23 protein-coding genes and 1 other RNA gene are annotated in these 26,399 nt (G+C 62.3%); 16 read left to right on the top strand and 8 right to left on the bottom strand.

Features of this window, described 5'->3' with window-relative positions:
• Positions 1-163: 163 nt before the first annotated feature.
• Both ABCW43_RS19180 and metF read left to right on the top strand, forming a co-directional pair.
• A complete protein-coding gene (locus tag ABCW43_RS19180) occupies positions 164-1,162 on the top strand; it encodes an ArsR/SmtB family transcription factor (protein ID WP_345927328.1) in 999 nt (332 codons plus the stop codon).
• Positions 1,163-1,175: 13 nt separating this feature from the next.
• Positions 1,176-2,063, top strand: a complete 888-nt coding sequence (metF, locus tag ABCW43_RS19175) for a methylenetetrahydrofolate reductase [NAD(P)H] (protein WP_345927326.1) — start codon at positions 1,176-1,178, stop codon at positions 2,061-2,063.
• 414 nt (positions 2,064-2,477) lie between these two features.
• Here the strand turns inward: metF and ABCW43_RS19170 are convergent, their stop codons facing one another.
• The 5 genes from ABCW43_RS19170 to ABCW43_RS19150 form a co-directional block, all read right to left on the bottom strand.
• Complete coding sequence (locus tag ABCW43_RS19170; protein WP_345927324.1) at positions 2,478-3,407, bottom strand: DMT family transporter; 930 nt, start codon at positions 3,405-3,407, stop codon at positions 2,478-2,480.
• Positions 3,408-3,498: 91 nt separating this feature from the next.
• Complete coding sequence (locus ABCW43_RS19165) at positions 3,499-4,701, bottom strand: lytic murein transglycosylase (protein WP_345927322.1); 1,203 nt, start codon at positions 4,699-4,701, stop codon at positions 3,499-3,501.
• A gap of 141 nt (positions 4,702-4,842) precedes the next feature.
• Positions 4,843-5,628: a glycoside hydrolase family 25 protein gene (locus ABCW43_RS19160; protein WP_345927321.1), complete on the bottom strand. Its 786-nt coding sequence runs from the start codon at positions 5,626-5,628 to the stop codon at positions 4,843-4,845.
• Between the two features lie 147 nt (positions 5,629-5,775).
• Positions 5,776-6,444, bottom strand: coding sequence for a class I SAM-dependent methyltransferase (locus tag ABCW43_RS19155; RefSeq protein ID WP_345927320.1), 669 nt, complete (start codon positions 6,442-6,444; stop codon positions 5,776-5,778).
• Positions 6,444-7,691 carry a BtaA family protein gene (locus ABCW43_RS19150; RefSeq protein ID WP_345927319.1) on the bottom strand — a complete coding sequence of 416 codons (1,248 nt, stop codon included), beginning with the start codon at positions 7,689-7,691 and terminating at the stop codon, positions 6,444-6,446. Before ABCW43_RS19150 ends, ABCW43_RS19155 begins: the two co-directional genes overlap by 1 nt.
• Positions 7,692-7,856: 165 nt before the next feature.
• Between ABCW43_RS19150 and ABCW43_RS19145 the strand changes: the two genes are divergently transcribed.
• Positions 7,857-9,209 (top strand): serine hydrolase, encoded by a 1,353-nt coding sequence (locus ABCW43_RS19145; RefSeq protein ID WP_345927318.1) that lies wholly within the window; start codon positions 7,857-7,859, stop codon positions 9,207-9,209.
• Between the two features lie 41 nt (positions 9,210-9,250).
• Here ABCW43_RS19145 and ABCW43_RS19140 read toward each other — a convergent pair whose 3' ends face one another.
• The 3 genes from ABCW43_RS19140 to ABCW43_RS19130 form a co-directional block, all read right to left on the bottom strand.
• Entirely contained in the window at positions 9,251-10,321 is a 1,071-nt protein-coding gene (locus ABCW43_RS19140) for a transglycosylase SLT domain-containing protein (protein WP_345927317.1), read from the bottom strand.
• 140 nt (positions 10,322-10,461) lie between these two features.
• Positions 10,462-11,097 carry a LysE family translocator gene (locus ABCW43_RS19135; protein WP_345927316.1) on the bottom strand — a complete coding sequence of 212 codons (636 nt, stop codon included), beginning with the start codon at positions 11,095-11,097 and terminating at the stop codon, positions 10,462-10,464.
• Between the two features lie 48 nt (positions 11,098-11,145).
• Positions 11,146-12,357, bottom strand: a complete 1,212-nt coding sequence (locus ABCW43_RS19130) for a pyrophosphate--fructose-6-phosphate 1-phosphotransferase (RefSeq protein WP_345927315.1) — start codon at positions 12,355-12,357, stop codon at positions 11,146-11,148.
• 328 nt (positions 12,358-12,685) lie between these two features.
• Here ABCW43_RS19130 and ABCW43_RS19125 point away from each other — a divergent pair, with 328 nt between their 5' ends.
• From ABCW43_RS19125 to murD, 13 genes are all read left to right on the top strand, one after another.
• The gene (locus ABCW43_RS19125) at positions 12,686-13,435 is read left to right on the top strand and encodes a TerB family tellurite resistance protein (protein WP_345927314.1); all 750 of its coding nucleotides are present in this window, start codon (positions 12,686-12,688) and stop codon (positions 13,433-13,435) included.
• Positions 13,432-14,190, top strand: a complete 759-nt coding sequence (locus tag ABCW43_RS19120; RefSeq protein ID WP_345927312.1) for an N-acetylmuramoyl-L-alanine amidase — start codon at positions 13,432-13,434, stop codon at positions 14,188-14,190. Before ABCW43_RS19125 ends, ABCW43_RS19120 begins: the two co-directional genes overlap by 4 nt.
• Positions 14,191-14,431: 241 nt before the next feature.
• Positions 14,432-15,028: a lytic transglycosylase domain-containing protein gene (locus ABCW43_RS19115; RefSeq protein ID WP_345927310.1), complete on the top strand. Its 597-nt coding sequence runs from the start codon at positions 14,432-14,434 to the stop codon at positions 15,026-15,028.
• Positions 15,029-15,095: 67 nt separating this feature from the next.
• Entirely contained in the window at positions 15,096-16,286 is a 1,191-nt protein-coding gene (locus tag ABCW43_RS19110) for an NAD(P)/FAD-dependent oxidoreductase (protein ID WP_345927308.1), read from the top strand.
• Between the two features lie 55 nt (positions 16,287-16,341).
• An RNA gene (gene rnpB, locus ABCW43_RS19105) (RNase P RNA component class A) lies at positions 16,342-16,776 on the top strand.
• Between the two features lie 445 nt (positions 16,777-17,221).
• Positions 17,222-17,656: a division/cell wall cluster transcriptional repressor MraZ gene (gene mraZ, locus ABCW43_RS19100; protein WP_245440363.1), complete on the top strand. Its 435-nt coding sequence runs from the start codon at positions 17,222-17,224 to the stop codon at positions 17,654-17,656.
• Positions 17,657-17,670: 14 nt separating this feature from the next.
• Complete coding sequence (gene rsmH / locus ABCW43_RS19095) at positions 17,671-18,696, top strand: 16S rRNA (cytosine(1402)-N(4))-methyltransferase RsmH (protein ID WP_345927306.1); 1,026 nt, start codon at positions 17,671-17,673, stop codon at positions 18,694-18,696.
• Positions 18,697-18,699: 3 nt separating this feature from the next.
• On the top strand, positions 18,700-19,161 hold the full coding sequence (gene ftsL, locus ABCW43_RS19090; RefSeq protein WP_345927304.1) for a cell division protein FtsL: 462 nt from the start codon (positions 18,700-18,702) through the stop codon (positions 19,159-19,161).
• The gene (locus ABCW43_RS19085; protein ID WP_345927302.1) at positions 19,161-20,903 is read left to right on the top strand and encodes a peptidoglycan D,D-transpeptidase FtsI family protein; all 1,743 of its coding nucleotides are present in this window, start codon (positions 19,161-19,163) and stop codon (positions 20,901-20,903) included. Before ftsL ends, ABCW43_RS19085 begins: the two co-directional genes overlap by 1 nt.
• A gap of 59 nt (positions 20,904-20,962) precedes the next feature.
• A complete protein-coding gene (locus ABCW43_RS19080) occupies positions 20,963-22,423 on the top strand; it encodes a UDP-N-acetylmuramoyl-L-alanyl-D-glutamate--2,6-diaminopimelate ligase (RefSeq protein WP_345927300.1) in 1,461 nt (486 codons plus the stop codon).
• A complete protein-coding gene (locus ABCW43_RS19075; RefSeq protein WP_345927298.1) occupies positions 22,420-23,850 on the top strand; it encodes a UDP-N-acetylmuramoylalanyl-D-glutamyl-2,6-diaminopimelate--D-alanyl-D-alanine ligase in 1,431 nt (476 codons plus the stop codon). Before ABCW43_RS19080 ends, ABCW43_RS19075 begins: the two co-directional genes overlap by 4 nt.
• 30 nt (positions 23,851-23,880) lie before the next feature.
• Positions 23,881-24,984 (top strand): phospho-N-acetylmuramoyl-pentapeptide-transferase, encoded by a 1,104-nt coding sequence (mraY, locus tag ABCW43_RS19070; RefSeq protein ID WP_306870622.1) that lies wholly within the window; start codon positions 23,881-23,883, stop codon positions 24,982-24,984.
• A 7-nt stretch (positions 24,985-24,991) separates the two neighbouring features.
• Complete coding sequence (gene murD / locus ABCW43_RS19065) at positions 24,992-26,389, top strand: UDP-N-acetylmuramoyl-L-alanine--D-glutamate ligase (RefSeq protein WP_345927293.1); 1,398 nt, start codon at positions 24,992-24,994, stop codon at positions 26,387-26,389.
• The last annotated feature ends 10 nt before the right edge of the window (positions 26,390-26,399 follow it).

Raw genomic sequence — 26,399 nt, 5'->3', positions numbered from 1 at the left:
CCAAATTCTGATCCCACTGGCACGAACAGAACCTAAGAGGGCGGCTTCGGCCGCCTTCTGCGTTTCAGCGGAGCCGGGCTGGATCCATCAGTTCCCGCTTGCATAGAGTTGCAAAACCATATAAACATATCTTTATATCTTGATTGCATGAGGATGCGGCTGAATGGGATTGGCGCTCGATACCCTGGTGGACGTACTGAAAACAGCCGGCGAGCCGACGCGCTTCCGCCTGCTCGCGCTTCTGGCTGCCGGGGACCTGACCGTCACCGATCTTACCGAGATACTGGGCCAGTCGCAGCCCCGCATTTCGCGGCATCTGAAGTTGCTTGCCGAGGAAGCGCTGATCGATCGCTATCAGGAAGGCGCCTGGGCCTATTTCCGGCTGAAGCAGGAAGGCAAGGCGGCAACGCTGGTGAGGACGCTGCTCGCCGCGGCCTCGGAGGAGGATCCGGTCCTGCTGAGGGACAGCGAGCGGCTGACGACGGTCAAGCGGCTGCGCGCCGAACGCGCCCAGGCCTATTTCACGCGCAATGCCTCCGAATGGGACGAGCTTCGCCGCCTGCATATCAGCGACGCGGCAGTCGAATCGGCGCTGCTCAAGCTGATCGGCCCGGCGCCGGTCGACGCGCTTCTCGATCTCGGCACCGGCACCGGCTGGATCCTGCAGCTTCTGTCCAACATCTACCGTCGCGCCGTCGGCATCGATGCGAGCCGCGACATGCTGTCGGTCGCCCGCTCCAATCTCGACAAGGCCGGGATCGTCAAGGCGTCCGTCCGCCACGGCGACATTCTCAACCTGCCGCTCGAAGGGCAGGATTTCGACCTGATCACCGTTCACCAGGTGCTGCACTTCCTCGACCAGCCGGAACTGGCGATCGCGGAGGCCGCCCGCGTGCTGCGTCCGGGCGGCCGCCTGCTGATCGTCGATCTCGCACCGCATACGCTCGAATACCTGCGAGACGACCACGCCCATGTGCGCCTCGGCTTTTCCCATCAGGTGATGGCGGAATGGCTGGAGAAGGTGGGCCTCGAAGTCGAGCAGGCGCTCGATCTCGGTTCCGGCAAGGAGGGCGGGCTGACGGCCACTGTCTGGCTCGCCCGCGATCGCCGTCTGCTGATCGCCGCCCATCATGCATCTGCCCAATCGCAAACCGTCCTTTAAGGGAGCTGAACCAATGACCGCCGATAGCGAAACTTTCAGCGTTTCCTTCGAATTCTTTCCGCCGAAGTCGGACGAGATGGAGGGCCAGCTCTGGGATACGGTCGATGAACTGGCGCTCTGGGATCCGTGTTTCGTGTCCGTGACCTATGGTGCTGGCGGTTCGACCAAGGCGCCGACGATCAACACGGTGCGCCGCCTGGTCGGCGAGACCTCGCTGGCGACAGCCGCGCACCTGACCTGCGTCGACGCCACGCGCGAAGAGACGCATTCGGTCGTCGGCGAGTATCGCGCTGCCGGCATTCGCCACATCGTTGCCCTGCGCGGCGATCCGGCGAGCGGTATCGGCACCGAGTATCGCCCGCATCCGCATGGTTACGCTAATGCGGCGGAGTTGGTGCGCGGCCTGACGGAACTCGGCGGCTTCGACATTTCCGTCTCCGCCTATCCCGAAAAACATCCGGAAAGCGCCGATCTTGGCGCAGACATCGAAATGCTGAAGCGCAAGGCTGATGCCGGTGCGGCGCGGGCACTGACCCAGTTCTTCTTCGACAACGACGTTTTTGAACGTTACCTCGAAAAGGTCCGCGCCGCCGGCATCGCGATCCCGATCGTGCCGGGCATCATGCCGATCCAGAACCTGACCCAGCTCAAGCGTTTCGCCGGACGCTGCGGTTCCTCGGTTCCGTCTTTCCTGGATGCCCGTTTCGAAGGGTTGGACGACAAGCCCGAGGATCGCGCCAGCGTGGCTGCCGACATCGCCGCCGAACAGATCGAGGATCTGATCCGCCGCGGCCTTGGCGACTTCCATATCTACACGATGAACCGGGCACCGCTCGTATCCGCCGTCCTTCAGCGGCTTGGCCGCCGGCAGATCCGTACCCCCCGTATCGCCGCCGCCTGAGTGCGGAAAAAAACGCATGCTCCTACGAAAGGAGCATGCGTCTTCACCGGAAGTGCTGATTATCAAACGGTCGTGGATGCGATATTTGAACTGGTAGTGGAACTGGTGGCGCTCAAATGAAGAGCATGGATGCCACAAACACAAACGCTGCACCGACTACCAAGACATTGAGAGAGTATGTACGTCCCATGTCTGCCTCCTTGCGTTGACGGGCAGACTTTATGTCGGTTTTGTGCCGATTGGGAAGCATGTTTCTGTGCTGCAGTGCCGCAGAGGTGTCGGGCCTGCGCCGATCGCGACCTCGTAAATCACTGATATCTATATGTAAATCATCTGTTAATCTTAATTTCCATAGAGTTAAAAAGCGGTGTACGGCTGTTAACTTCTGACATATTCCGTGATGGTTTCGATCCGTTACGACGCTCTTGATAGCGATTTGCTGCGCCTGCGAAGGAGCCGTCCGTCGAGCAGGACGAGGCCGAAACCGATCAGCAGCATGCCGATGAGGTCGGTTGCCTCCAATCTTTCGCCGAGGAAAAGCGCGCCGAGAAGGATCGCGCTCGGGGGTACGACGAGGGTCACCAGAGAGGCGTTGGTGGCTCCTGCGAGCCCCAGAATCCGGAAAAAGAGGAGATAGGCAAAGGCGGTCGATAGCAGCGCCAGGGCGAGGATGGCGAGGACGGCGTTCATGGATGGCGCCGGCAGCGCCCAGGGCTGGTCGGCCATCAGCGACACGGGCAGCATCATCAAGCTGGAGGCGGTGAGCTGTCCGGTGGCGCTGACGGGCGCGGGCAGGCCGCGGAAACGTTTGCCGTAGGTTCCGGCCACGCCGTAGGAGATTGCTGCGAGGACCGGCAGGGTCAGCGCCCAGAACGGTACGGAGGCGGCGGCCGTGATTCCGGGGCCGATCAGCACTGCCGTGCCGGCGAGGCCCGCCAGGCAGCCGGCGATTTTCGCGCTCGTCAGTTTCTCGTCGGTCGTCCAGCGATTGGCGATCAGCACCGTCCAGATCGGGGTTGTCGCGTTGAGGATCGAGGCGAGGCCTGCGCCGATCTCGGTCTGGCCGAAGAAGATCAGGGTATGGGGCAGGGCGTTGTTGATGAAGCCCATGGCCAGGAAGGAACGCCAGTGGGTTGCGAGCGTCGCGTAGAGCCCGAACCGGCCGTGCAGATAGATGTGCAGCGCGGCTGCTGCCAGGAACAGGCGCAGGAAGACGAGGGTAAAAGGCGGCACTTCGAGGACCGCTACGCGCGCGAAGAAGAAGGAACCACCCCAGATCAGCCCGAGCAGCAGGATCAGTGCCCAGACGGTGGCGCTAGGCTTTGAAATGGCGGCGGTTGTCATGGGGTATCTCCCTCGCGGTCAAGGCGAGGGAATAACCCTATGGTGCGCGAGTCGCCACCCGATTTCGTTCGGGCGTCGACGGTTGCGATCTTTAAAGAGCAGAGAGCAGAGACTGGGTCGGCCATCCGTCGGCCGGCAGGCCGAGGCGTGCCTGTTCCTTCTGGACGGCTTGGCGGGTGCCCGATCCGAGGATGCCGTCGACCTTGCCGATATTGTGTCCAAGCGCTTCGAGCTTGGTCTGCAGCGCCTTCATGCCGCCATCGTCGAGGCCCTGCTCCGGTGTACCCTTCTGATAGGTCGGAGCGCCGGCAAGTCGGGTCGCGAAATAGGCGGCCGAGGTCGTGTAGATGAACGACTGGTTCCATTCCAGATAGATGTTGAAGTTCGGGTAGGTCAGGAAGGTCGGTCCCTTGCGGCCCTGTGGCAGGATGAGGGCTGCCGGCAGGTTGCCGAAAGTAGTCACGCCATCGCGCGGGGTGACGCCCAGCTTGAACCATTCGCTTGCCGGGATCTCGTTGCCGAGGCCCGACTTGTCCCAGGGGAGATTTTCCGGCAGCGTCACTTCCTGCATCCAGGGCTGGCCGGGCTTGAAGCCCATGCTCTGGATAAATTTGGCGGCGGTCAGGATGGCGTCCGGGGAACTGGTCTTGACGTTGATATGGCCATCGCCATCGCCGTCTACGCCGTGCTCGATAATATCCTCGGGAAGCATCTGGACCTGGCCGATCTCGCCCGCCCATGCGCCCGTGTTGGTCGCCGGATTGAGGTCGCCGTGCTGGACCATCTCGATCAGGGCGATCAGCTGTGGGCGGAAAAGCTGCGGGCGGCGGCAGTCGTGCGAGAGCGTCACCAGAGCGTTACGGGTGTTGAAGTCGCCCTGGACGGCGCCGAAATCGGTCTCCATCCCCCAGAAGGCGGTGATGACGCCGGGCGGCACGCCGAATTCCTTCTCCGCGCGTGCGAAGACGTCCGCATATTGCTTGATCTTCTGGCGGCCGATGTCGAGGCGCGCCTGGCTGACGGTGCGCTGCGAAAATTCGAGGAAGGTCTGGCGGAAGACGCCCTGGGCCCGGTCGCGTGACAGAACTTTCTGATCGATCTGGGCGCCGGCAAGCGCTTCATCCGCCGCGCTTGACGAAGCACCTTTGGAAATGGCTTCCGCTTTCACGCCATTCAGGAAAGCGCCGAGATCGCCGCCGCAGGCAGGCGCCGGCGACTGGGCAAGCGCGGTGGAGGCAAGGCAGCTGGTGATGACGGAGGCAAGGGCGAGGCGGCGGGCAAAGCGAGCGGACATTCGGCGTTCCTAGAATCTGAGTAAGCGCCGTCCGATCTCGGAAAAATTTGTGACCGAAACATGGGCGGCAGCCGTGTTGGCGCAGTTTTTATCGCAACTGCTCACACATTGCCAGATACCTGTTCGCCAGGGGAACGGGGTTTACTTTGCGGTTGCCGCAACCCAGCTGTGCCAGTTCTTGGACGTGCCCGCAAAGACGTTGATATCCATCTCGCCCTTGATGCCCGGCACGACGCCCGTCGAGGTATACTGCCAGAAAGCCCAACGGCGATCCGGGTAGATCTTGGTAGGATGCTGTGCCACGGCGCGGAGCCAGAAATGGTAGTTGCCAAAGGCACCGACCAGATTGTCGCGATGGAAATCCACGGAGGTGTAGATGATCGGCCGCTTGCCGTAATAGGCCTCGATCCGGTCCATGAAGCGCTGCATGGACGCGCGCACCGTTTCAGGGTCAGGACGGATCTTGCAGGTCGGCGAGGCGTGGTTCCATTCCATGTCGAGGACGGGCGGCAACTTCACCGCGTCTTTCGGGACATTGTTGATGAACCAGTCGGCCTGTTCGTCGGCCGTCGAGCAGAAATAATAGAAGTGGTAGGGAGCATAAGGAATGCCGGCCGATGCGGCGCCCCGCCAGTTCAGCTCGAATGTCGGATCGATGCGATCCTTGCCTTCCGTCGCCTTGATGAAGACGAAGGCGATGCCGGATTTCTTGACGGCGGGCCAGTCGATATCGGTGCCGTTCCACTTGGAGACGTCGATGCCGTGGATTTCGTGGAGCCCAGGGTGAGTTTTGCCGAAATCCTGCGGGTCATTGTCCTTGAACCGCATCTTCTTGACCGATGACGTTTCCATCAGGTCATAACTTGAGGATGTGCATCCCGTGGCAAGGAGCGCGGTGGCAAGAAGGGCCAGAAGGAGCCGAGGCATGAACATCCCGTGTGGTGTCGATGTGGAAGCCTCTTGCCCCGTTCAACGCAAAACAGGGAGGCATGAACCCCATATTCACCATAACGTCGTAAAAAATCGGTTAGGGCAAGAGGGTTTCCGGCCTGGAATGGCGGGATGTGCGGGATTTTAGCTCCGGCGGCGGATGACGGCATGCCAGGCATACCCCCGGCCGATCTCCTCGAAGATCATGTCGGCATCGGCGCTGGCCAGCTTGCTCTCCAGCACTTCGTGCAGATTCGGCCGCGGCGTGACGTGGAAACGCGTCAGCCAGGCCTTCAAAAATCGTCCGAACCAGCCCGGCAGCCGTTCCTGCTGGCCGAAGTCGACGATATGCAGGGAACCATGCGGTGCGAGCGCCGCAAGCGAGGCGTCGATCGCCTTTTCCCAGTCGGGAATCATCGACAGCGCGTAGGAGATCAGGATGCGGTCGAAGCCGGTCGTGCCGAATTCCTCCGCCTTGAAGTTCGTCGCATCGGCGACGCGGAATTCAGGCGTGACAGGCTTGCCGCGGAAATTGGCCTGGGCGCTTTCCAGCATTTCGGCGGAGATATCGAGGCCATAGAGCTTCGCCGCCGGATAATGGCGGTGGGCGAGGGCCAGGTTACGGCCCGTGCCGCAGCCGACTTCGAGTAGCGAAGCGTTCGGTGGGACATTCAGTCCGGCAATCGCCCGATCGCGGCCGAAGAGGTAATATTTGCGGGTGATGTCGTAGATATGGCGCTGATACCGGTACATCCGGTCCATGCGTTCGGCGTGGCCATTGGACAGGGGACTGCTCGCCATATCCGTCGTCATCAGGATTTCTTCACATAGATGTGGAAACCGCCGTAGATCGCCGAGCGATCCTCGAGGTTGAGTTCGTTGGAGCGTTCTTCCAGATAGGACCACTGATCAAGCAGGGCAGGGGAAAGACGGCCGTCGAGCACGCTCTTTTCGGCGGCGGTGCGGAAGATCACGCGCGCGCCGGGGGCGGCCGTGCGGGTGATTTCCGACCAGACGTCGTTGAGCTGCTCGTCGTTCATCCAGTCCTGCGCATCGAGCAGGACGTAACGATCGACCGAACCGGCGGCCTTCTGGGCCAGAAGCTCGGTGAAGCTCGCATGATGGACCGTGACACGCTCGGCATTTTCGCGGATCGCGCGGTAGTTTTCGGCCTTGAGGTAGGTCGGCAGCGTGCCTTCCTCGGGCTTCGGGTAACGGCGGGCGAAGGCCTGCCAGGCGAAATAGTTGTCGCGTAGCGGGAAGTGGCAGGCGAGCTTTTCGAGGCGCTGGCGGAGAACCGGGGCGATCGAGCCGTCGGAGGCAAGGCTCGCCAGCTCGTCATATTGCTGCGGCGGAATGCCAAGGCCGAACAGCGAGCTCTTGCGGCTGGTGATCCAGCGGATCAGCGGCTTGTCGAACAGCGGCGCGATACGGTCGTCGAAGAACTGGCGCTGCTCGCGCAGCGACTTGGCATTGGCCATCTCGGTGAGGTCTATGCCATGCAGGCGGGCGATCAGGTGGCCGGCGCCGATGAAGCGGCCGAGCAGCCCGGTCTTGTAGATGTTGCGGTCGAACACTTCGATCCGGCGGCGGCCGGCGAGCGAGCGCTTGTCCCAGTAGGCACGGGTTGCCGCATCGAGGTTCGGCGCGATGAAGGTGTCGTAGCTTTTGCTGTTGGTGCGGACGCCGTCCATGCCGAAATGGCGCACGACATCGCCATGACCCGGCAGGTGGCGGAAGGCGGCGAGCTTCAGGCGGTTCAGCGCGACGTGATGCGGGTTGAGGTCTACGACGTCGATCTTTTTCGGGGACCGGGACAGATAGGCAAGCATGTTGCAGCCGCCGGAGCCGATGGTGACGATCGAATGCCGGTCGGAAAGCTCCATGGCGGTCATGTCGACTTCCGGGTCTTCCCAGATCTGCGGGTAGACGAGGCCGGAGAACAGCAGGCCGAAAAGCCTTTCCGAGAAACCCTGCCGGGACAGGGCTTTATGCTGCAGAAGTGCGTCCTTCAGCTTCTGGTTTTTCCGAAAACCGGCTTCCTGTGCAATATCCGCCATGGTCGAGTCCCGCCTTGTCCAGAGTTTCAGGGCGTGTAAACCCGTCATGCTACAGATTGATGACGCCGCCTGTGTGCAGTCCCACTTCCACGCGGCCGCGGCCGAACACCCTCTTCCTTGCGCCCAAGAATCCTGATTGCATGCGGCCTTGAGACGGAGGCAGGCATGCGGTTGTTGGTGCGGTTCGTAAAAGTCCTCGGCGGCGTCATCGTCGTCGGCCTGGTCGGGCTCGGGGTCTGGCTCTATACGTCGCCGCCGGAACTGCTGAGGGTGGGCAGCGGCTATTCCGCCAAGATCGTCTGCTCGAACGTCTTCCTTGCCGGTCGCGACAGCGGCGAGGTCCTGGCCGTCGATGTGCAGGCTCCGGGTCACCCGCTTCTGAGATTGATGCGGGTCTCCGTCGATCGGATGGAAAAGCGGGTTCATGCAGCCCTGCTCGGTATTTTTGCCGGCAGTGATGCGGTCTATCGCGAAGGGCTCGGCTGCGCCGTCGTCCCAGATGGGACGCCGGCGGCCGCCGCCGGCATTCCGGTACCTGCCGTTACGTCAATCAATCCGTCCACGCTTTGGCCGGAAGGCGGAAAAGTCGAATCTGATCCGTCGGTTGTGCGGCTTCTTTCAGATACGGGTCTTGCCGGTCCGGGCCTTCGGGCGGCGGTCGTCGTCAAGCGGGGACGGATCGTCGGCGAGGCCTATTCCACCGGTTTTTCCAAGGATACTCCGTTGCTCGGCTGGTCGATGACCAAGACCGTGAACGCCACGATCCTGGGCACGCTGATTCGCGGCGGAAAACTTTCGCTGGAAGACAGGGGCCTGTTTCCGCAGTGGCAGGGCAACCAGCGGGGCGATATCCGGATTGCCGACCTCGCCGCCATGGAGAGCGGGCTCGCCTTCAACGAGAATTACGGCGCGGTCGCCGATGTCACCCGCATGCTCTACCTCGAGCCGGACATGGCGGGTTTCGCCGCCGACCAGCCGCTCGAGGCGGATCCCGGTTCGCGCTTCAGTTATTCCTCCGGCACGGCGGTGATGCTGTCAAAGATCTGGATGGACAAGATCGGCGGCGGGGCTGCGGCGCTCTCCTATCCCCGCGCCGCCCTGTTCGGTCCGCTCGGCATGCAAAGCGCTGTCATGGAGGCCGATGCGGCAGGCACCTTCGTCGGCAGTTCCTATATGTATGCGACCGCACGCGATTGGGCCCGGATGGGGCTTCTGCTTGCCCGGGACGGCGTCTGGGACGGCAACCGGATCCTTCCGGAAGGTTTTGTCGATTTGATGCAGCAGCCGAACGCCACCTCGAACGGGCGTTATTCGAAAATGCAGACCTGGCTGCCCGGCACGGACAATCCCGACATCCCGGCGGATGCGTTTTTCCTGCAGGGACATGACGGGCAGACGATCACGGTCATCCCGTCGCTCGATCTGGTGGTGGTGCGGCTGGGGCTGACACCGAGCTGGAACCGCTACGATCCGACCCGGCTTGTCGCCGAGGTGGCGAAAGCAACAACGGCGCCCTGAGGCGCCGCCGAACATTTTTTACCCGGGCATTTCCGCCCCGGCTACTTCTCCAGGACGTCCAGCATGTTCTTGCGTTTGGCGTCGTAATAATAGCCGCGCGCATAGAGTTTGATGGCGTTGTCGTTTCTGTTGTCGGCGACAAGCCAGGCGCCGCGCAGATATTTGATTGCGTATTTCAGGTTGGTCTCGGCATCGAGCAGGCCGGCCGGCGGGCCTTCGTAACCCATCGACTTGGCGGTCGAATACTTGATCTGCATGAGGCCCCAGTAGCCGTTCTTGTGATAGGCCTTGGGGTCGTACTTGCTTTCCCGGTGCACGACGCGGTGCACCAGCGATTCCGGCACGCCGTACATGCCGGCATAACGCTTGATGAGCTTGCTCAATTCCGGCGGCGCATCGGACGCCGTGGTCGGCATCGGCTCGCCGGGGGCCGGAGGGAATTCCATGGCCGATAGTGCGGCGATGGCTCTCGGCTGCGATGCATAGGCAAGCGTTGCGGTGTCCGGGCGCGGAGTGGGAACGACGCTCTGCAGCGCGACCATGTCCGGCGTCAGTTCCGGTTCGTCGAGCGCGATCGCCGAAGCTGCCGCCGGCTGGATCTTGCCCTCGCTGACCGCCGGCGCGATCGGCGGCGACACCAGGCGGCCGCCCTTCGGCGCCGCAAGGTTCGCCGGCCGGGCAGACGCGAGAATTGTCGATGTGGTCGGAGCAACGGGCGGCGGCATCATCGCCGGGCCGGGCGTCGGGGCAAAAGCGACGATTGGGGCCATGGTGGGTGATGCCATCGCGGCCGACTGAACGGATATCGCATCGGCGGCGGCGGGCATTGGAATGGGAAGTCTTGTCGTCTTGGCGAGCGTCACGGTCGGCTGTGTGCCGGCTGCCGGAGTGGCCGAAGCAAGTTGAACTCCCGGAGGGGGCATCTGGCCGACAACCTGCGGCCCGTACACGGGCAGGTCGGCTTTATGGATCGTCGTCTGGCCGTCCGCGGAGGCCGTCTGCACAGGTCCGGTCGCCTGGCCGTTGGTCGGGGCAGCTGTCTGCGTCGCTGCGAGCTTCTGCTCGCGTTCGACGCTCGAACATCCGGCGAGAGCCGAAGAAACGGCGCACACCACAACCGTCCCGCGGCCGAGGAATCGGATTATCGCCATTGGGTCGCTTTCATGAAAAAATGGTTACCCCAGTCGCCCAAACGCCACCAAAAGAATGTTTTGATTAACCTATTGGGCCGCGTCCGGCAAGACGGCGAACGTCAGGCGGCGATCCGGCGATAGCCGGCGGTGACGGCGCGGCGGGAAATAAAGCGGGTCTGGGGCTTGCCCGAGGCGGAGTTGAGGTTGGCCGGCCGGCGTCTGCGGCTGAGCACGCGGCGCGGAAAAAGCACGTGAATCCCGGCTCCAAGGGCTGCGCAGACAAGGAAGGTCGCCTGCATTTCGAGAAGCTGGGGCAGGAGCGACCGGTCGGGATCGATGAACTGGGTGAGCACGGCCGCAAGGACCACGGCATAACGCGCCTGGAAGGCGGATTTGCCGAACAGGCATCCGAAGATTCGTGCCGCCCGACATTCGGGAAGATTGTCGTTGTCGGCGATCGGGCCGGAGATTCGCGGGTCCTGGTAGGACCAGATCACATAGAGCATCAGGTAGCCGAGCCCTGCCCAGGAGATCACGTCGATCAGCTTGGGCAGATAGACGGAGATCAGCGCCATGGGGATCATCGCCACGATCAGGGCCGCCGACATTCCGACAGCAAGCCCCGGGACCGTCGCGATCGCCGTGCGGCGACCGCGCTGGAGAGAGAAACTGGCAGTCAGGCAAGCGAGAGGGCTCGGAAGGAGGGCGAGGAAGATCGCGGTCGCAGCGAAAGCGAGCCAGATGTCAGCCGTCATTCCATTTCCTCCCGGACGCCAGTGAGCGGCGCCCGCTATTTTTTTGTCTCAAGCCGTTTCGAAGGGCTGGCCGATGTGATCCATCACTTCGCCGAACCATTTTGCCGTCAGATCGAAATGTTTTCCACCCTTGATTCTGGGAAATTCGATCGTGCGCAGTTTTCCGTTCTGTTCCTCGTCGTGGCCGGTGACGCCCGAAACCTTGTTGAGCGCGCTTTCGACCGCCAGATCGACCATGCCCTGGATGAGACGCAGGTCGTCGCCGTTTGCCGGCGCCGAGCGGGCGAAATATCCGGACTTCTGAACCATCGAGCGATCGGCGCCGATCAGCGCCGCGAACTGCTTCTGGAACCAGCCGCCGACATTGATCGTGTCGATCTTAACATGGCCGAATGCGTCGCGCTTGATCGATTCGCCTGCGGCTTCCCGCTCGGCGACGATCGTATCGAGGCCGGCACCTTCCGAAACGAACAAGGTCACGAAACCGCGCTTGTCCATGACGTCCTTGAGGCGTGCGGCCTCCTTGTCAAGGTCGAAGGCCATCTCCGGCAGGTAGACACCGTCGATGTTCTTCATCGCGCTGTTCATCATGAAGCCCTCGACATATTCATTGCCCTTGGTCTTCTGAATATAGGCCCGCGCAGTCGCGGCGGTAAGCCAGCCGCAGTGACGTCCCATCACTTCGTGAATCACAAATGTGCGAGGAGCGGCGCTCTGCTCGTTGGAAACGTTGTCGAAGAATGAAGCGCCGACTTCGGCAGCCGTCCAGGCGCCGAGCGACTGGCGGATCGGCACGATGTCGTTGTCGACGGTCTTCGGCAGGCCGACGACGGTGAGATCATAGCCGTTGGCGCCGAGATAGGCGGCGAGGTCGGCGGCCGTCGTGTTGGTGTCGTCGCCGCCGATCGTGTGAAGGATGGTTATCCCATCGGCTGCCAGCCGGTCGGCGGCAACGCGAAGCGGGTTCTCGCCTTCCTTGACCAGGCCGCGCTTGACGCAGTCTGCGGCATTGGTGAGCTTGACGCGGCTGTTGCCGATCGGCGAGCCGCCGTAGCGATGCAGCAAATGGGCCTTTTCGCGCATGTCCTTGGTGATTTCGATACGGTCGCCGAGCAGGACACCCTGATAACCGGAACGATAGGCGACCATCTCGATATCGGGCGCGACGTCGTTGTAGCGCTCGATCAGGCCGCCCACGGCGGAAGACAGACAAGGCGCGAGGCCCCCTGCGGTCAGCATTGCTACTTTCTGTTTGGCCATCGATCCTCCTTGACGCGCATGCCCGCGTACAGTTCAAAACCGGTGGAATGGATGCGACAGAGACAGGCCTCTGTAAAGTGAATTTCTCAAGAAAAACCGCAGCTTCGACTTCTCGGCGCAGGAGAGCCTAATATAATCGATTCAACTGTCGCGGCCCCTCTATTCGTGCTTGTGGAAAAACAGATTCGGAGGCTTCGCAATTGTCCCGAAGAGCAGGGTCACCTGTCTGTGAGCCCCGGTGATTGTTCGGAAAACATGAACATAGTTTAATCTAAGACGGGCCGTTGGTCGCCTTGCAATCCCAATTATAATCTGGTCCACTGCGCTCATGATCTGGGATTTTGCCTGCCTTCACTTTTCCTCCCTTTGGGAACGGCTTCTCGGCGCCATGGGCGATGCGGCCGGGAACGCGCTCGGCCGTGTCATCGAGGCGATCCGCACTACGTTCGAGGGTGATCCGGAAACGCGCCGGCAGGTGTCTTTCTCGGTCGCGATCATCGCGCTGTCGGCCAAGATGGCGAAGGCTGACGGTATCGTCAGCGAGGCCGAGGTCAAGGCCTTTCAGCAGATATTCGATTTTCCCGACGACGAAGCCCGCAACGTCGCGCGCCTTTATAATCTCGCGCGCCAGGACGTCGCAGGCTACGAAGCCTATGCGGCGAAGCTTGCTGGCCTGTGCAGCCCCGGTGCGGGCAAGGCTGCGAACTGCCCGATGCTCGAAAACGTCGTCGACGGGCTGTTCCATATCGCCAAGGCGGACGGCCTGGTGCATGAGGCGGAGCTTGCCTTCCTTTTCCGCATCGCCGAAATCTTCCGCATCGACGAGGGGCATTTCCGCCGCATCATGGCGCGGCACGTGCATCTCGACGGCCGCGATCCCTATCTCGTGCTTGGCGTTTCGCCGGAAGACGATTTTGCAAAAATCCGCAAGCAGTACCGCTCGCTGGTGTCCGAGCATCATCCGGACAGGCTGATCGCCCGTGGCGTTCCGGCTTCGCTGCATGCCGCAGCCAATGAGCGCATGGCGGCACTCAATGCCGCATATTCGGCGATCGAGAAAGAGCGCCGCGCCGCATGACGTTCAACGCCGATTATGCCGGCGCGATGGTAAGGCCTTCCCCCAACCATGGTGAGCGTGCCGGCGGGCGCAGGCCCGACATGATCATCCTGCATTATACGGGTATGCCCAGCGGCGATCAGGCGCTCTCCTGGCTCTGCAACGAGGAAAGCCAGGTCTCCAGCCATTATTTCATTCACGAGGACGGGCGCGTCGTGCAGCTCGTGCCGGAAGAACGCCGTGCCTGGCATGCGGGCAAGAGCTCCTGGGCCGGCGAGGCCGACATCAATTCCTGTTCGATCGGCATCGAGATCGCCAATCCCGGTCATCCCGGAGGCCTGCCGGATTATCCGTCCGTGCAGATCGCGGCCGTCGTCGAATTGTGTCGCGATTGCGGCGAAAGGTGGCAAATCCCGCCGGAACGTGTGCTTGGGCACTCCGATGTCGCCCCCATACGCAAGGTCGATCCGGGGGAAAATTTCCCCTGGGAGAAATTGCACCTTGAGGGTGTCGGACATTGGATCGATCCAGCACCGATCAGCGGCGGGCGGTTTTTCCAGTTCGGGGAGAGCGGCCAGCCCATCGAGGCATTGCAGTCGATGCTGTCTCTCTACGGCTACGGAATTGAAATCACGGGGAATTTCTGCGAGCGCACGAGGGGCGTGGTTGAAGCCTTCCAGCGTCATTTCCGGCCGCAGCTGATCGACGGCATCGCCGATTTTTCGACGATCGACACGCTTCACCGGCTGCTCAAATCCTTGCCGAAATTCAATTAGCGTGGGCGCCGCGCCGGTCGTTTGGGCCCGCGTCGAAACCGCAAAATTTTGCAGTGCCACATCATCTCCTTATTAGCCCGGTCTAAAGGACCCGCTAACGGCAGCCGCCATGTGGACGGGGGTTGCAGAGATAAACGACCAGGAATCGTGAAGCATCGCGCCGTCAATCCGGCGACGCGATGAGAGGGTGTTTGCGTACCGACACCCGCGGTTCCTGTTGGTCCGGAGACACCTCACCTCTATGAATAAAATGATTGTTGCTGCCGCGGCGGGCCTTGCCATGCTGGTCGCGGGAACCGAACTCGTGCGCGCTGAAGACGACAGCGTCAATGTCTATACCAAGCCCCTCATCATTCCGTGGGAAACGCGCGAAACCGGTTTTGCCGCGCCCACAGACGAAGCAAGACGGTTGGTTCGGCAGCTTCATTATTCTCAGCTGATCTCGAAATACGCGGATGAATACGACGTTCCGGAAGAACTTGCACTGGCGGTGGTGCAGATCGAGAGCAATTTCCGTCCGACCGTCAAGGGCAGTGCGGGCGAGATCGGGCTGATGCAGATCAAGCCGGCGACGGCAAGGCTGATGGGTTACCGGGGGCCGGACTATGGCCTCTACGATCCGGAAACCAATATCCGCTTCGGGATGAAATATCTGGCCGGCGCTCACGAACTCGGTGGCGGCAAGATCTGCGGCACCATCCTCAAATACAATGCCGGCCACGGCGCCAAGCGCATGAACCCGGTTTCCAAGCGCTATTGCAATCGGGTCCAGACGGTGATCGCGACCGCTGAAGAGACGGCCGAACAGACTGCGTCGCTTTCGCCTGTGGCATTTTGATTCCGAAAACGGCTAGAAGTGCTTCTGACAGAAGACATTTCGGCCGGTGGAATCGAAAGGCGAGGGCATGACAGAGCGGTTCAGATTTATCGTGATCGGGAGGGGCATGATGGGCGCTGCGGCGGCCCGGTACCTCTCGAAGTGGACCGACGGTGTTGCGTTGGTCGGTCCCGGTGAGCCGGCGGACTACGGGCGCCATGACGGCGTCTTTGCCAGCCACTACGACGAGGCGCGCATCACCCGGACGATCGACCCCGATCCCGTGTGGGCGCGCCTCGCCAACCGTTCGATCGAACGTTACGGCGAGATCGCCCGCGAAAGCGGCGTGGATTTCTATTCCGAATCGGGCTGCCTGCTGGTCGGCCCGAAGCGCGGCGCTGGCCCGTCCTATGTCGCAGACGTCCTCGAAGCGGCGGACAAGCTCGGCGTTTCGACCGAGACGCTGTCGGATGCGGATCTTGGCGGCCGATTCGGCTTCTTCTCCTTCCCCAGGGAGAGCGAGGGCGTCTGGGAACCGAAGAATGCCGGGCACATCAATCCGCGCCGGCTGGTGAAGGCGCAGGCTCTGATTGCCGAGCGCCAAGGCACGACGATCATTCCGGAGACGGTGGTTTCCGTGCGGCAGGACGGCGATTCCGTCACTGTCACGACCGTCGAAGGCAACAGCTACTTGGCGGAAAAGGTGCTGGTGGCGGCCGGCGGCTTCTCGATCAACGAGAACCTGCTGCCGCGGCGCCTCGACCTCAATGTCTATGCGCGCACCGTTGGGTTTTTCGAGGTCGATGAAGCCGCATTGGATGTCTGGGGCAGGGTGCCTTCGCTGATCTGGAAATGGCGCGAGGGCGAGGACGGCATCTATCTCCTGCCGCCGGTACGTTATCCCGATGGCAAAGTCTACCTGAAGATCGGTGGCGATCCGGACGACCTGCTGCTGCCGACCGAGCCGGACATCCGCGCCTGGTTCCGCTCCGGGGGGCGCGAAAGCACACGGGCGCGGCTAACCGAGATCATGACGCGGCTGATGCCGAAGCTCGATCTTTCCCGCTCGTCGATGGCGGCCTGCGTCACCTCGTTTACCCCGACCGGATATCCGGCGATTGCGATGACCGAGGCCTCCCGGATCGGCATCCTCAGCGGTGGTTGTGGGGCGGCGGCCAAGAGTTCCGACGAGATCGGCCGGCTCGGTGCGGAGCTGATCTTCCATGGGGAAATCCGGGACGACGCCTATTCGACGGATTTCCGGGCCGATTATCTCTGATTCAATCGACCCTGGCCTATGGCTTTCGTCATTCATCTCGGTTATGGACCGCCTGCCAGTTGGCCGGGCAGCCGCGCTTTACCAATGCCGAAAGGCGGTAGGGTGAGGAAAGTCCGGGCTCCACGGAAACACGGTGCCGGATAACGTCCGGCGGGGGCGACCCTAGGGAAAGTGCCACAGAAAGGAAACCGCCCCGCTTGCTGTACCGCTTTAAACAAAGCGGCAGAGCTGGCGGGGTAAGGGTGAAAGGGTGGGGTAAGAGCCCACCGCGCTTCTGGTAACAGCGGCGGCAAGGTAAACCCCACCGGGAGCAAGACCGAATAGGGATGACGCGGGTCGCGTGAAAGCGTGGCTACAGCCTGTTTCCGGGCCAGTCATCCGGGTGGGTTGCGTGAGGCGATATGCAAATATCGTCCCAGATGAATGGCTGCCACGTTCCGGTGCTCGCACCGGGGCCATACAGAACCCGGCTTACAGGCCAACTGGCGTTTATCTTCCTCGCGATTCTGTGTACGCCTGCCAGATCCGAAGCGGGCGTGGCGGGAGGCCGATTTCGCGCCTCGAGTTTTATATAAGGCATTCTGAAAGCTATTTTGTTTTCCGCAGCTTACTGGGTGTCCCAAACCGACTTGCCGGGCACTGCAAAGGCGGTTTCTTCGCCTCCTCTAATAACCCTTTGTTAAACTTAACAGCTTATAAATAAATCCCATCTGGGAGTGGCTGGTGGGGCTTCTCCCATTGACGCCCATATGGTCCCATGGTATCCCAAAATCGCACTGCACAAGGGCGAACGAGCGCCCGCCAATCACAGAGTTTCGGTCGTCCTGCGGCCGGGCGGATATCCGCCCATCCGGGCGGCGAAGCTGTGTTTGGTGTGGTGCCGACCGGTGGACGGGCTTCCGTCCTGAACCATAACGGGGCGGATGTTTGGCGTGATGAGCCGCTTCCTGTCGAATGCGACGAACAGGATCGATGCGAAGGGACGGGTCTCCGTTCCGGCGAGTTTTCGTTCGGTTCTTTCGGAGCGCGGGATCCAGGAGCTTTATTGCCTCCAGGATTTCACCTATCCGGCGATCAGCGTCGGCGGGCCGGATCTGCTCGATCGTTACGAGCGGCAGATCGCCTCCGTCGATCCGTTTTCGCCGGAAGCGAACCGGATGTCGCTGCTCGTACACGGTGGCGGCGTCTTCATGAGGCTCGATGCGGAAGGCCGGCTGATGGTCACGGATTTCATCCGCGACTTCACGGGAATCAGCTCGGACGTTACCTTCGTTGGGCGCTCGGATCATTTTCAACTTTGGCAACCGCAGGCGTTCCACGAGGCGCAGGCGGCGGCGAGAGAGGGGCGCTTCGGTTCGCGTCCCGCGTAGTACAGGGGAACGGAATGGCGGCGAATCCAGGCGACGGAACAACCGAGCCCGAAGGCGGACCGGTTCGTCACATTCCGGTTCTTCTGAAGGAAGTCCTCGAGGCGCTCGAACCTCGGGCCGGCAAGATCATTCTCGACGGCACGTTCGGGGCGGGCGGTTACACATCCGCCATTCTTGCCGCCGAAGCCGAAGTCATCGCGCTCGATCGCGATCCGAATGCGATCACCGCCGGCAAGGCGCTGGCCGATGCCCACAAGGGCCGCCTCCACCTCATTCAGTCGCAATTCTCCAACCTTGCCGATCACGCGCCGGAAGGCGGGCTTGACGGCGTCGTGCTCGATATCGGCGTTTCCTCCATGCAGATCGACGAGGCTGATCGCGGCTTCTCCTTCCAGCGCAACGGGCCGCTCGACATGCGCATGTCGGCGAGCGGCGTTTCGGCGGCCGATGTCGTCAATCGCGCCAAGGTCGGCGATCTCACCCGCATCTTCGGCTTCCTCGGCGAGGAAAAGCAGTCGGGCCGTATCGCCCGGGCCATCGAAAAGCGGCGCCTCACCGAACCCTTCACCACGACGCGCGAACTCGCCAACCTCATCGAGACGGTCAATCCGCGCAAGGCCAAGGACAAGATCCATCCGGCGACCCGCGTCTTCCAGGCGCTGAGGGTCTTCGTCAACGACGAACTCGGTGAGCTTGCGCAGGCGCTGTTTGCCGCCGAGCGGGCGCTGAAACCGGGCGGCCGGCTGGTGGTCGTCACCTTCCACTCGCTCGAAGACCGGATCGTCAAGCAGTTCTTCGCCGATCGTTCCGGCAAGGCCTCCGGTTCGCGCCACCTGCCGATGGTCGAGGCCAAGCCCGCGATCTTCGAGCCGCTCGGTAAGTCGATGATCTCGGCGAGCGACGAGGAGGCGGAGTTCAATCCGCGCGCCCGTTCCGCCAAGCTTCGTGCCGGTATCCGGACGGAAGCCCTGCCGCGATCCGCCGACATGTCCATTTTCGATCTGCCCGATCTCGCCAGCCTTGCAAAGATGGGAGCCTGATACATGCTGCGTAGCTTCGATCTTGTCCTGATCGGCGTGATGACGGCAGCGGCCGTCGTCACCTATTCGATCAAGCATCGCGCCGACGAGAAGCTCAACGAGGTTCGCCGGCTCGAATCGGAAATCAAGCTGGAGAAGGACACGATCGATCTCCTCAAAGCGGACTGGGCCCTGCTGACCCAGCCGAACCGCCTGCACCGGCTGATCAACGTCTACAATTCCGAGCTTGCGCTTGCGCCGACCGAGACGACGCAGCTTGCGATGCCGAAGGAGCTGCCGATGCCGAAGGCGCGGCTTCCGCAGCCCGAGACCACCATCGAGGACATTATCGCCGGCAAGAACAGCGAGGTCGCCGCCGCGCTGAAGGGGGTTGCCGCTGCCAAGGCCAAGCCCGCTCCGAAAATTCCCGTGCCGTTGCGGCGCGGTCCCATCGAAGTCATTTCCACAGGATCGGTGAAACGCTGATGTCTTTCCTGTCCCGCATCATGATCGTCAAGAGCCGCGCGCATTTTTCGTCCGGCAGCCGTGTCAGCGGCTCCGAAAAGGCGTCCTTCGAAGGAACCCGCAAGCGCAAGTCCGCCCAGGCGAAAAACCGCGTTGGTCTATTGATCGCCGGCTTCACGGTCTTCTATTGCGTCATCGGCGGCCGCCTGATGCAATATGGCGTCGCGCAGCCGCTGACGACGTCGAGCATCCTGCCGGCAGACCGGCTGCTGGCCTCGCGTCCCGACCTCGTCGACCGCAACGGCGCGGTTCTGGCGACCGACATCCGCACGGTTTCGCTGTTTGCCGAGCCCAACAAGATCATCGATGCCGACGAAGTGATCGAGAAGCTCGGGACGGTCCTGAACGACCTCGACGTCAAGGGCACCTATTCGAAGCTGACCTCGAACTCGCGTTTCCAGTGGCTGCGCCGCCAGCTGAGCCCGAAACAACAGAGCCAGATCCTGGCGCTCGGCATTCCGGGCATCGGTTTCCGGCCGGAAAAGCGCCGTTTCTATCCGGGTGGTCCGACGGCCGCGCATGTCGTCGGTTACGTCAATATCGACAACCGCGGCGTTGCCGGCATGGAACGCTACGTCGACAATCAGGGCCTTGCGGATCTCGCGGCCGTTGGCATGACCTCTAGCCAGCCGCTGGAGCCAGTCAAGCTGTCCATCGACCTGCGCGTCCAGTCGATCGTTCGCGACGTGGTGACGGAGGCGATCAGCAAGTACAGCTCGATCGGCGCCGGCGCGGTCGTCCTCGACGTCCATACCGGCGAAATCGTCGCCATGGCGTCCGCACCCGATTTCGATCCCAACAATCCCGCCGAAGGCGGCGAGGAGGGTTGGTTCAACCGCATGTCGAACGGCACGTTCGAAATGGGCTCGACCTTCAAGTCCTTCACGATCGCCATGGGCCTCGATTCCGGCAAGGTAAACCTTCAGAGCACGTTCGACGCCCGGTTCCCGATCCGGATCGGCGGCTTCACGATCAAGGATTTCCACGGCAAGGGTCGCGTGCTGAGCGTTCCGGAAATCTTTCAGTATTCGTCGAATATCGGCACCGCCAAGATTGCTGACACTGTCGGCATCGAAGGACACAAGGATTTTCTGACCAAGCTCGGCCTGCTGACCAAAATGCGCACGGAGCTTCCGGAAGTCGCCACTCCGAGCCAGCCGCGCGAATGGAAGAAGATCAACTCGGTCACAATTTCCTTCGGCCACGGTGTATCGACGACGCCGTTGCAGACGGCGGTTGCCGGTGCCGCCCTCGTCAACGGGGGAAAATACATCCCGCCGACCTTCCTGCCGCGCAACCGGGCAGAAGCCGACAAGATCGCGACCCAGGTGCTCAAGCCCTCGACCAGCAAGGACATGCGTTATCTTTTCGAATGGAACGGCGTCAACGGATCGGGCCGGAATGCACGCGTCGCGGGCTTCAACGTCGGCGGCAAGACGGGTACGGCAGACAAGGTCGTCAACGGTCGCTACGCCCATGACAAGAACTTCAACGCGTTCCTCGCCGCATTCCCGATGGACAATCCGCAATATGTTGTCCTGACGTTCTGCGACGAACCCAAGACCGAGAAAGGCAACGGCGCCGCTCTTGCCGCAACGTCTGCCGCTCCGATGGTCAAGGAGATCATCACCCGGGCGGCACCCATTCTCGGTGTGAAGCCGAAATTCGGCAATGACGGTTCTGCCCTGCTTGTGTCTTATTAAGCGATAACAACTTGAGCGCACGATTCGAGGGGACGACGCTCAGAATGGACAATCAACCGATGAAATTGCGAGAACTTGCCGGAGGGGATTTCCCGGAAATAACCGACCTGATGGCCGGGCCGGTCGGTGATCTCGATGTGACCGGCCTCACTTTCGACAGTCGCAAGGTGACGCCCGGCATGCTGTTTGCCGCGCTTGCAGGTACCAAGGCGGACGGTTCGAGCTATATCGGCGATGCTGCCGCGCGCGGCGCGGTCGCGGCGATTGCGGGGTATACGGCGGAGGCGGGCATTCCCGTCCTTGCGGTTTCCAATCCGCGCCGGCTGCTGGCGCTGGCCGCTGCCCGCTTCTACGGCGCGCAGCCGGAAACCATGGTTGCCGTCACCGGCACCGCCGGCAAGACGTCGGTCGCCTCCTTCACCCGCCAGATCTGGGCGCATGCCGGCCATGCTGCGGCACAGATCGGCACGACCGGTGTCGTCTCGCCCACCCGCAACGACTACGGAACGCTGACCACGCCGGATCCGGTCGAACTGCAGCAACTGCTGGCGGAACTGGCTGCCGAAGGCGTCACCCATGCAGCGATGGAAGCTTCCAGCCATGGCCTCGACCAGTGCCGGATCGACGGCGTGCGTCTTTCGGCCGCCGGTTTCACCAATCTTGGCCGCGACCACATGGATTACCATCCGACGATCGAGAGCTACATGGCCGTCAAGATGCGGCTTTTCGATACGCTGATGCCGAAGGGCTCGCCGGCCGTCATCTTCGCCGATGACCCCTGGTCGGAAGAAGCGATGCGGGTGGCGACGGTTGCCGACCTCGAAGTCCGCACGGTCGGCCGAAGGGGCGATTATATCTGCCTCAAGCGGGTCGAGCATTTCCGCCACAAGCAGATGGCCGAGATCCATATCGGCGACCAGATCTTCGAAGTCGATATTCCGCTGGCCGGCGATTTCCAGGTGGCGAACGCACTGGTCGCGGCGGGGCTTGCCATGTCGACCGGCGTTCCGGCCGCCGTTACCATGGCCGCGCTCGAAAAGCTGGTCGGCGCCTCGGGTCGTCTCGAACTGATCGGCCAGACAAAAGACGGCGCGCTCGCCTATGTGGATTATGCCCACAAGCCCGACGCGCTGGAAAACGTGCTGACATCCGTCCGGCCTTTCACGACCGGCCGCGTCATCGTGGTGTTCGGCTGCGGCGGCGACCGGGACAAGGGCAAGCGGCCGATCATGGGCGACGTGGCGACGAGGCTCGCCGATATCGTCATCGTCACCGACGACAATCCGCGCTCCGAGGTTCCCGAAGTCATTCGTTCCGAAATCCTGGCGGCGGCTCCGGGCGCAATCGAGATCGGTGATCGGGCGAACGCGATCCGCGAGGCAGTCAATATGCTGCAGTCGGGCGATACGTTGATCGTCGCTGGCAAGGGCCATGAACACGGCCAGACGATCGGCACCACGGTCCTGCCGTTTTCCGATCACGTCGAAGTCCGCAAGGCTTTGGAGGAGCTGAAATCGTGAGTTGGTTATGGACCTCGGAGGATTTGACGTCTGCCATGGGCGGCCGGCCGATCGGTGCGCTTCCGGCGGGCATTACCGGCATCTCGATCGACAGCCGTTCCATCGGCCAGGACGAGGCTTTCTTCGCCATCAAGGGCGACCGCGTCGACGGTCATGACTATGCAAGCCTCGCCGTCGCCAACGGCGCGACGCTGATCGTCGTCAACGAGGCGAAACTGCCGGCGCTCGGCAAGCTGAGCGTGCCGATGATCGTCGTCGAGGACGTGCTTGCCGCCCTTGGAAAATTGGCGCTTGCAGCGCGTGCGCGCAGCCGGGCACGCATCATCGCCATCACCGGCTCGGTCGGCAAGACGACCACCAAGGAAATGCTGCGGCATGCGCTGGCCCCCTCCGGCAAGGTGCATGCCGCCGTCGCATCGTTCAACAATCACTGGGGCGTGCCGCTGACGCTTGCCCGCATGCCGGCGGATACCCATTTCGGCGTCTTCGAGATCGGTATGAACCATCCGGACGAGATCCGCCCGCTGGTGAAGATGGTGCGTCCGCATGTAGCGATGATCACCACCATCGCGGCCGCCCATCTCGGCCATTTCAAGGACCTCGAGGAGATCGCCGCCGCCAAAGCCGAGATTTTCGAAGGCCTGGAGCCCGGCGGTTCGGCTATCCTCAATCGCGACATCAAGCAGTTCGGCTTTCTGCAGAAAAAGGCGCAGGAAGCGGGTGTTTCGCATATCCACACCTTCGGCCAGCATGCCAAGGCGGATTTCCGGCTCGCGGATTTCGAAGGCAATGCCGATAACTCGGTCGTCTGGGCGGTGCTGAACGGCGAGACGTCGGAAGTCCATATCGGCGCGCCGGGCCGGCACATCGCCGAAAACGCCATGGCGGTCCTCGGTGCCTGCCTGCTGGTCGGCGCGGACATGGCCGGTGCCATGGCGGCGCTTGCGGCGCTGAAGCCGGTCAAGGGCAGGGGCGAACGCCACCGGCTTGGCATCGGCGAGGGGCATCTGACGTTGATCGACGAGAGCTATAATGCCAACCCGGCCTCGATGCGGGCAGCGATCGCGCTTCTCGCATCCTCGGTGCCGGAACTGACCGGCCGGCGAATCGCCGTTCTCGGCGACATGCTCGAAATGGGTGAATTTTCGGCCAAGGTGCATGAGGAACTGGCAGGTCCGCTGCTTGCCGCCGGCATCGAGCATGTCTGGCTGGCAGGAAAAGAAATGGCGGCACTCAAGGAATCGCTGCCGGCAAACGTCCAAGTAACGTATTTCGAAAAAACGGCGGATCTCGCCGATTACGCAGTGCGCTCGGTGATGCCAGGCGACGTGGTGATGGTGAAATCTTCGCTTGGCATCGGTTTCGGCAAGATCGTGGCCGCGCTTATTGACAACTACCCGGCATTCTCCGACACGGAGCGCCACTAATTGAGACGCGGCTTCTAGAAAGGGCGCTGAATGCTGATCTGGCTTGTGGAACTGGCGGACAAAGTCCAATTTTTCAACCTGTTCCGGTACATCACCTTCAGGACGGGCGCTGCGCTCTTTACCTCTGCGCTGATCGTCTTCCTGTTCGGGCCGATGATCATCGCATCGCTTCGCCTGCGCCAGGGCAAGGGGCAGCCGATCCGCGCCGACGGCCCGCAGACCCATTTCAAGAAGGCCGGTACGCCGACCATGGGCGGCCTGATGATTCTCGCCGGCATCGTCGGCGGCTCGCTGCTCTGGGCCGACCTTTCCAACGTCTACGTTGTGGCGACCCTGCTCGTTACGCTGGGTTTCGGCGCGATCGGTTTTTATGACGACTATCTCAAGGTCACCAAGCAGACGGACAAGGGGTTTTCCGGCAAGGCCCGCCTCGGCATCGAGTTCGTAATCGCCGGCATCGCCGTGTTCTTCATGATGCGGGTGGCGCTCGCCACCGGCCAGTCGAGCAATCCGACGCTCGGCACGTCGGTCGCCTTCCCGTTCTTCAAGGACCTGTTCATCAATCTCGGCATCTTCTTCGTCCTGTTCGGCGGTTTCGTCATCGTGGCGGCCGGTAATGCGGTGAACCTGACGGACGGCCTCGACGGGCTCGCAATCGTGCCTGTCATGATCGCCGCGGCCTCCTTCGGCATCATCGCCTATCTCGCCGGCAACGCGGTGTTTGCGGGATACCTGCAGATCAATTTCGTGCCCGGTACTGGCGAGCTTGCCGTCATTCTCGGAGCGGTGATCGGCGCCGGCCTCGGTTTCCTGTGGTTCAATGCGCCGCCGGCGGCGATCTTCATGGGCGATACCGGATCGCTGGCGCTCGGCGGGCTGATCGGCTCCGTCGCGGTTGCCACAAAGCACGAGATCGTCATGGCGATCGTCGGCGGCCTGTTCGTGATGGAGACCTTGTCGGTGATCATCCAGGTCGGTTTCTTCAAGATGACCGGCCGGCGCGTTTTCCTGATGGCGCCGATCCACCACCATTTCGAAAAGCTCGGCTGGACCGAAAGCCAGGTGGTGATCCGCTTCTGGATCATCGCCGTCGGCCTTGCCATGCTCGGCCTTTCGACACTCAAGCTGCGGTGACACGGCGATGATCGCGGTCACCACGTTCAAGGATAAGCCCGTCGCGCTCTTCGGGCTCGGCGGCTCGGGGCTTGCGACCGCCAAGGCGCTCGTCGCGGGCGGCGCCAGGGTCGTCGCCTGGGACGATAATCCCGACAGCGTCGCCAAGGCCGCGGCCGAGGGGATCGCGACCGCCGATCTGCGCGGCATTGACTGGTCGGCACAGGCCGCCTTCGTCCTGTCTCCGGGCGTGCCGCTCACCCATCCAAAACCCCATTGGAGCGTCGATCTCGCTCACGCCGCCGGCGTCGAGATTATCGGTGATGTGGAGCTTTTCGTGCGCGAGCGCCGGGCGCATGCGCCGGATTGCCCCTTCATCGCGATCACCGGCACCAACGGCAAATCGACCACCACGGCGCTGATCGCCCACATTCTTAGGTCCAGCGGTCGCGACACGCAGCTCGGCGGCAATATCGGCACGGCGATCCTGACGCTCGACCCGCCCAAAGATCAGCGCTTCTTCGTCGTCGAATGTTCGTCCTACCAGATCGACCTGGCTCCGACGCTCAATCCGACCGCAGGCATTCTGTTGAACCTCACGCCCGACCATCTCGACCGGCACGGCACCATGCAGCACTATGCCGACGTCAAGGAACGGCTGGTCGCCGGCAGCCGGACCGCCGTGATCGGCGTCGACGATTCGTTCTGTGCCCTCATCGCCGACCGCGTCGAACGGACCGGCGTCACGGTCAAGCGGATTTCCAAGCGGGTCGTCGTTGCCGACGGTGTCTATGCCGAGGGCAGTCGGATCATCGAGGCGCATGGCGGAACTGCGTCGCAGCTCGTCGATCTCGACGGTATCGAGACGCTGAAAGGCAGCCACAACGCCCAGAACACGGCGGCCGCAATCGCCGCCTGCCTGGCGGTCGGCGTGTCGAGGGACGAGATCCGTGCGGGGTTGAGATCCTTCCCGGGCCTGAAGCACCGGATGCAGCCGGTCGGGCGCCGGGTGCAGGTGGTATTCGTCAACGATTCGAAGGCGACCAACGCGGATGCGGCGGCGCCGGCGCTCTCCAGCTACGACCGGATCTACTGGATTGCCGGTGGCCTGCCGAAGGAGGGCGGCATAGTCAGCCTCGCTCCACTCTTCCCGCGTATCGTCAAAGCCTATCTGATCGGAGAAGCCGCACCGGCATTCGCGGCGACGCTTGGCGAGGCGGTGCCCTACGAGATTTCGGGCACACTCGAAAAGGCGGTCGCGCATGCCGCTGCGGATGCGAGCGCCGATACCACGCCGTCCGCGGTGATGCTGTCGCCGGCCTGTGCCAGCTTCGATCAGTTCAAGAATTTCGAAGTTCGCGGCGATGCCTTTGTCGGCCATGTCGCGGGCCTCGACGGCGTCACGATGTTGGTCGATTCAGATTGATCGAGACGGA

Origin of the sequence: Neorhizobium tunisiense (assembly GCF_039631515.1) — a bacterium.
GTDB lineage: Bacteria > Pseudomonadota > Alphaproteobacteria > Rhizobiales > Rhizobiaceae > Neorhizobium.
Note: the sequence above shows the minus strand (reverse complement) of the source record. Positions and strands in the feature narration are given on the sequence as shown.

Bases quoted from the DNA above. Each gene is read 5' to 3' on its own strand.
- murD (WP_345927293.1), top strand. From the start codon at position 24,992: ATGATCGCGGTCACCACGTTCAAGGATAAGCCCGTCGCGCTCTTCGGG.
- ABCW43_RS19120 (WP_345927312.1), top strand. From the start codon at position 13,432: ATGACGTTCAACGCCGATTATGCCGGCGCGATGGTAAGGCCTTCCCCC.
- ABCW43_RS19125 (WP_345927314.1), top strand. From the start codon at position 12,686: ATGATCTGGGATTTTGCCTGCCTTCACTTTTCCTCCCTTTGGGAACGG.
- ABCW43_RS19160 (WP_345927321.1), bottom strand. From the start codon at position 5,628: ATGCCTCGGCTCCTTCTGGCCCTTCTTGCCACCGCGCTCCTTGCCACG.
- ABCW43_RS19170 (WP_345927324.1), bottom strand. From the start codon at position 3,407: ATGACAACCGCCGCCATTTCAAAGCCTAGCGCCACCGTCTGGGCACTG.
- ABCW43_RS19150 (WP_345927319.1), bottom strand. From the start codon at position 7,691: ATGGCGGATATTGCACAGGAAGCCGGTTTTCGGAAAAACCAGAAGCTG.
- ABCW43_RS19080 (WP_345927300.1), top strand. From the start codon at position 20,963: ATGAAATTGCGAGAACTTGCCGGAGGGGATTTCCCGGAAATAACCGAC.
- ABCW43_RS19155 (WP_345927320.1), bottom strand. From the start codon at position 6,444: ATGACGACGGATATGGCGAGCAGTCCCCTGTCCAATGGCCACGCCGAA.
- ABCW43_RS19085 (WP_345927302.1), top strand. From the start codon at position 19,161: ATGTCTTTCCTGTCCCGCATCATGATCGTCAAGAGCCGCGCGCATTTT.
- rsmH (WP_345927306.1), top strand. From the start codon at position 17,671: ATGGCGGCGAATCCAGGCGACGGAACAACCGAGCCCGAAGGCGGACCG.
- ABCW43_RS19135 (WP_345927316.1), bottom strand. From the start codon at position 11,097: ATGACGGCTGACATCTGGCTCGCTTTCGCTGCGACCGCGATCTTCCTC.
- mraZ (WP_245440363.1), top strand. From the start codon at position 17,222: ATGAGCCGCTTCCTGTCGAATGCGACGAACAGGATCGATGCGAAGGGA.
- metF (WP_345927326.1), top strand. From the start codon at position 1,176: ATGACCGCCGATAGCGAAACTTTCAGCGTTTCCTTCGAATTCTTTCCG.
- ABCW43_RS19180 (WP_345927328.1), top strand. From the start codon at position 164: ATGGGATTGGCGCTCGATACCCTGGTGGACGTACTGAAAACAGCCGGC.
- ABCW43_RS19115 (WP_345927310.1), top strand. From the start codon at position 14,432: ATGAATAAAATGATTGTTGCTGCCGCGGCGGGCCTTGCCATGCTGGTC.
- ABCW43_RS19130 (WP_345927315.1), bottom strand. From the start codon at position 12,357: ATGGCCAAACAGAAAGTAGCAATGCTGACCGCAGGGGGCCTCGCGCCT.
- ABCW43_RS19145 (WP_345927318.1), top strand. From the start codon at position 7,857: ATGCGGTTGTTGGTGCGGTTCGTAAAAGTCCTCGGCGGCGTCATCGTC.
- ftsL (WP_345927304.1), top strand. From the start codon at position 18,700: ATGCTGCGTAGCTTCGATCTTGTCCTGATCGGCGTGATGACGGCAGCG.
- mraY (WP_306870622.1), top strand. From the start codon at position 23,881: ATGCTGATCTGGCTTGTGGAACTGGCGGACAAAGTCCAATTTTTCAAC.
- ABCW43_RS19110 (WP_345927308.1), top strand. From the start codon at position 15,096: ATGACAGAGCGGTTCAGATTTATCGTGATCGGGAGGGGCATGATGGGC.
- ABCW43_RS19165 (WP_345927322.1), bottom strand. From the start codon at position 4,701: ATGTCCGCTCGCTTTGCCCGCCGCCTCGCCCTTGCCTCCGTCATCACC.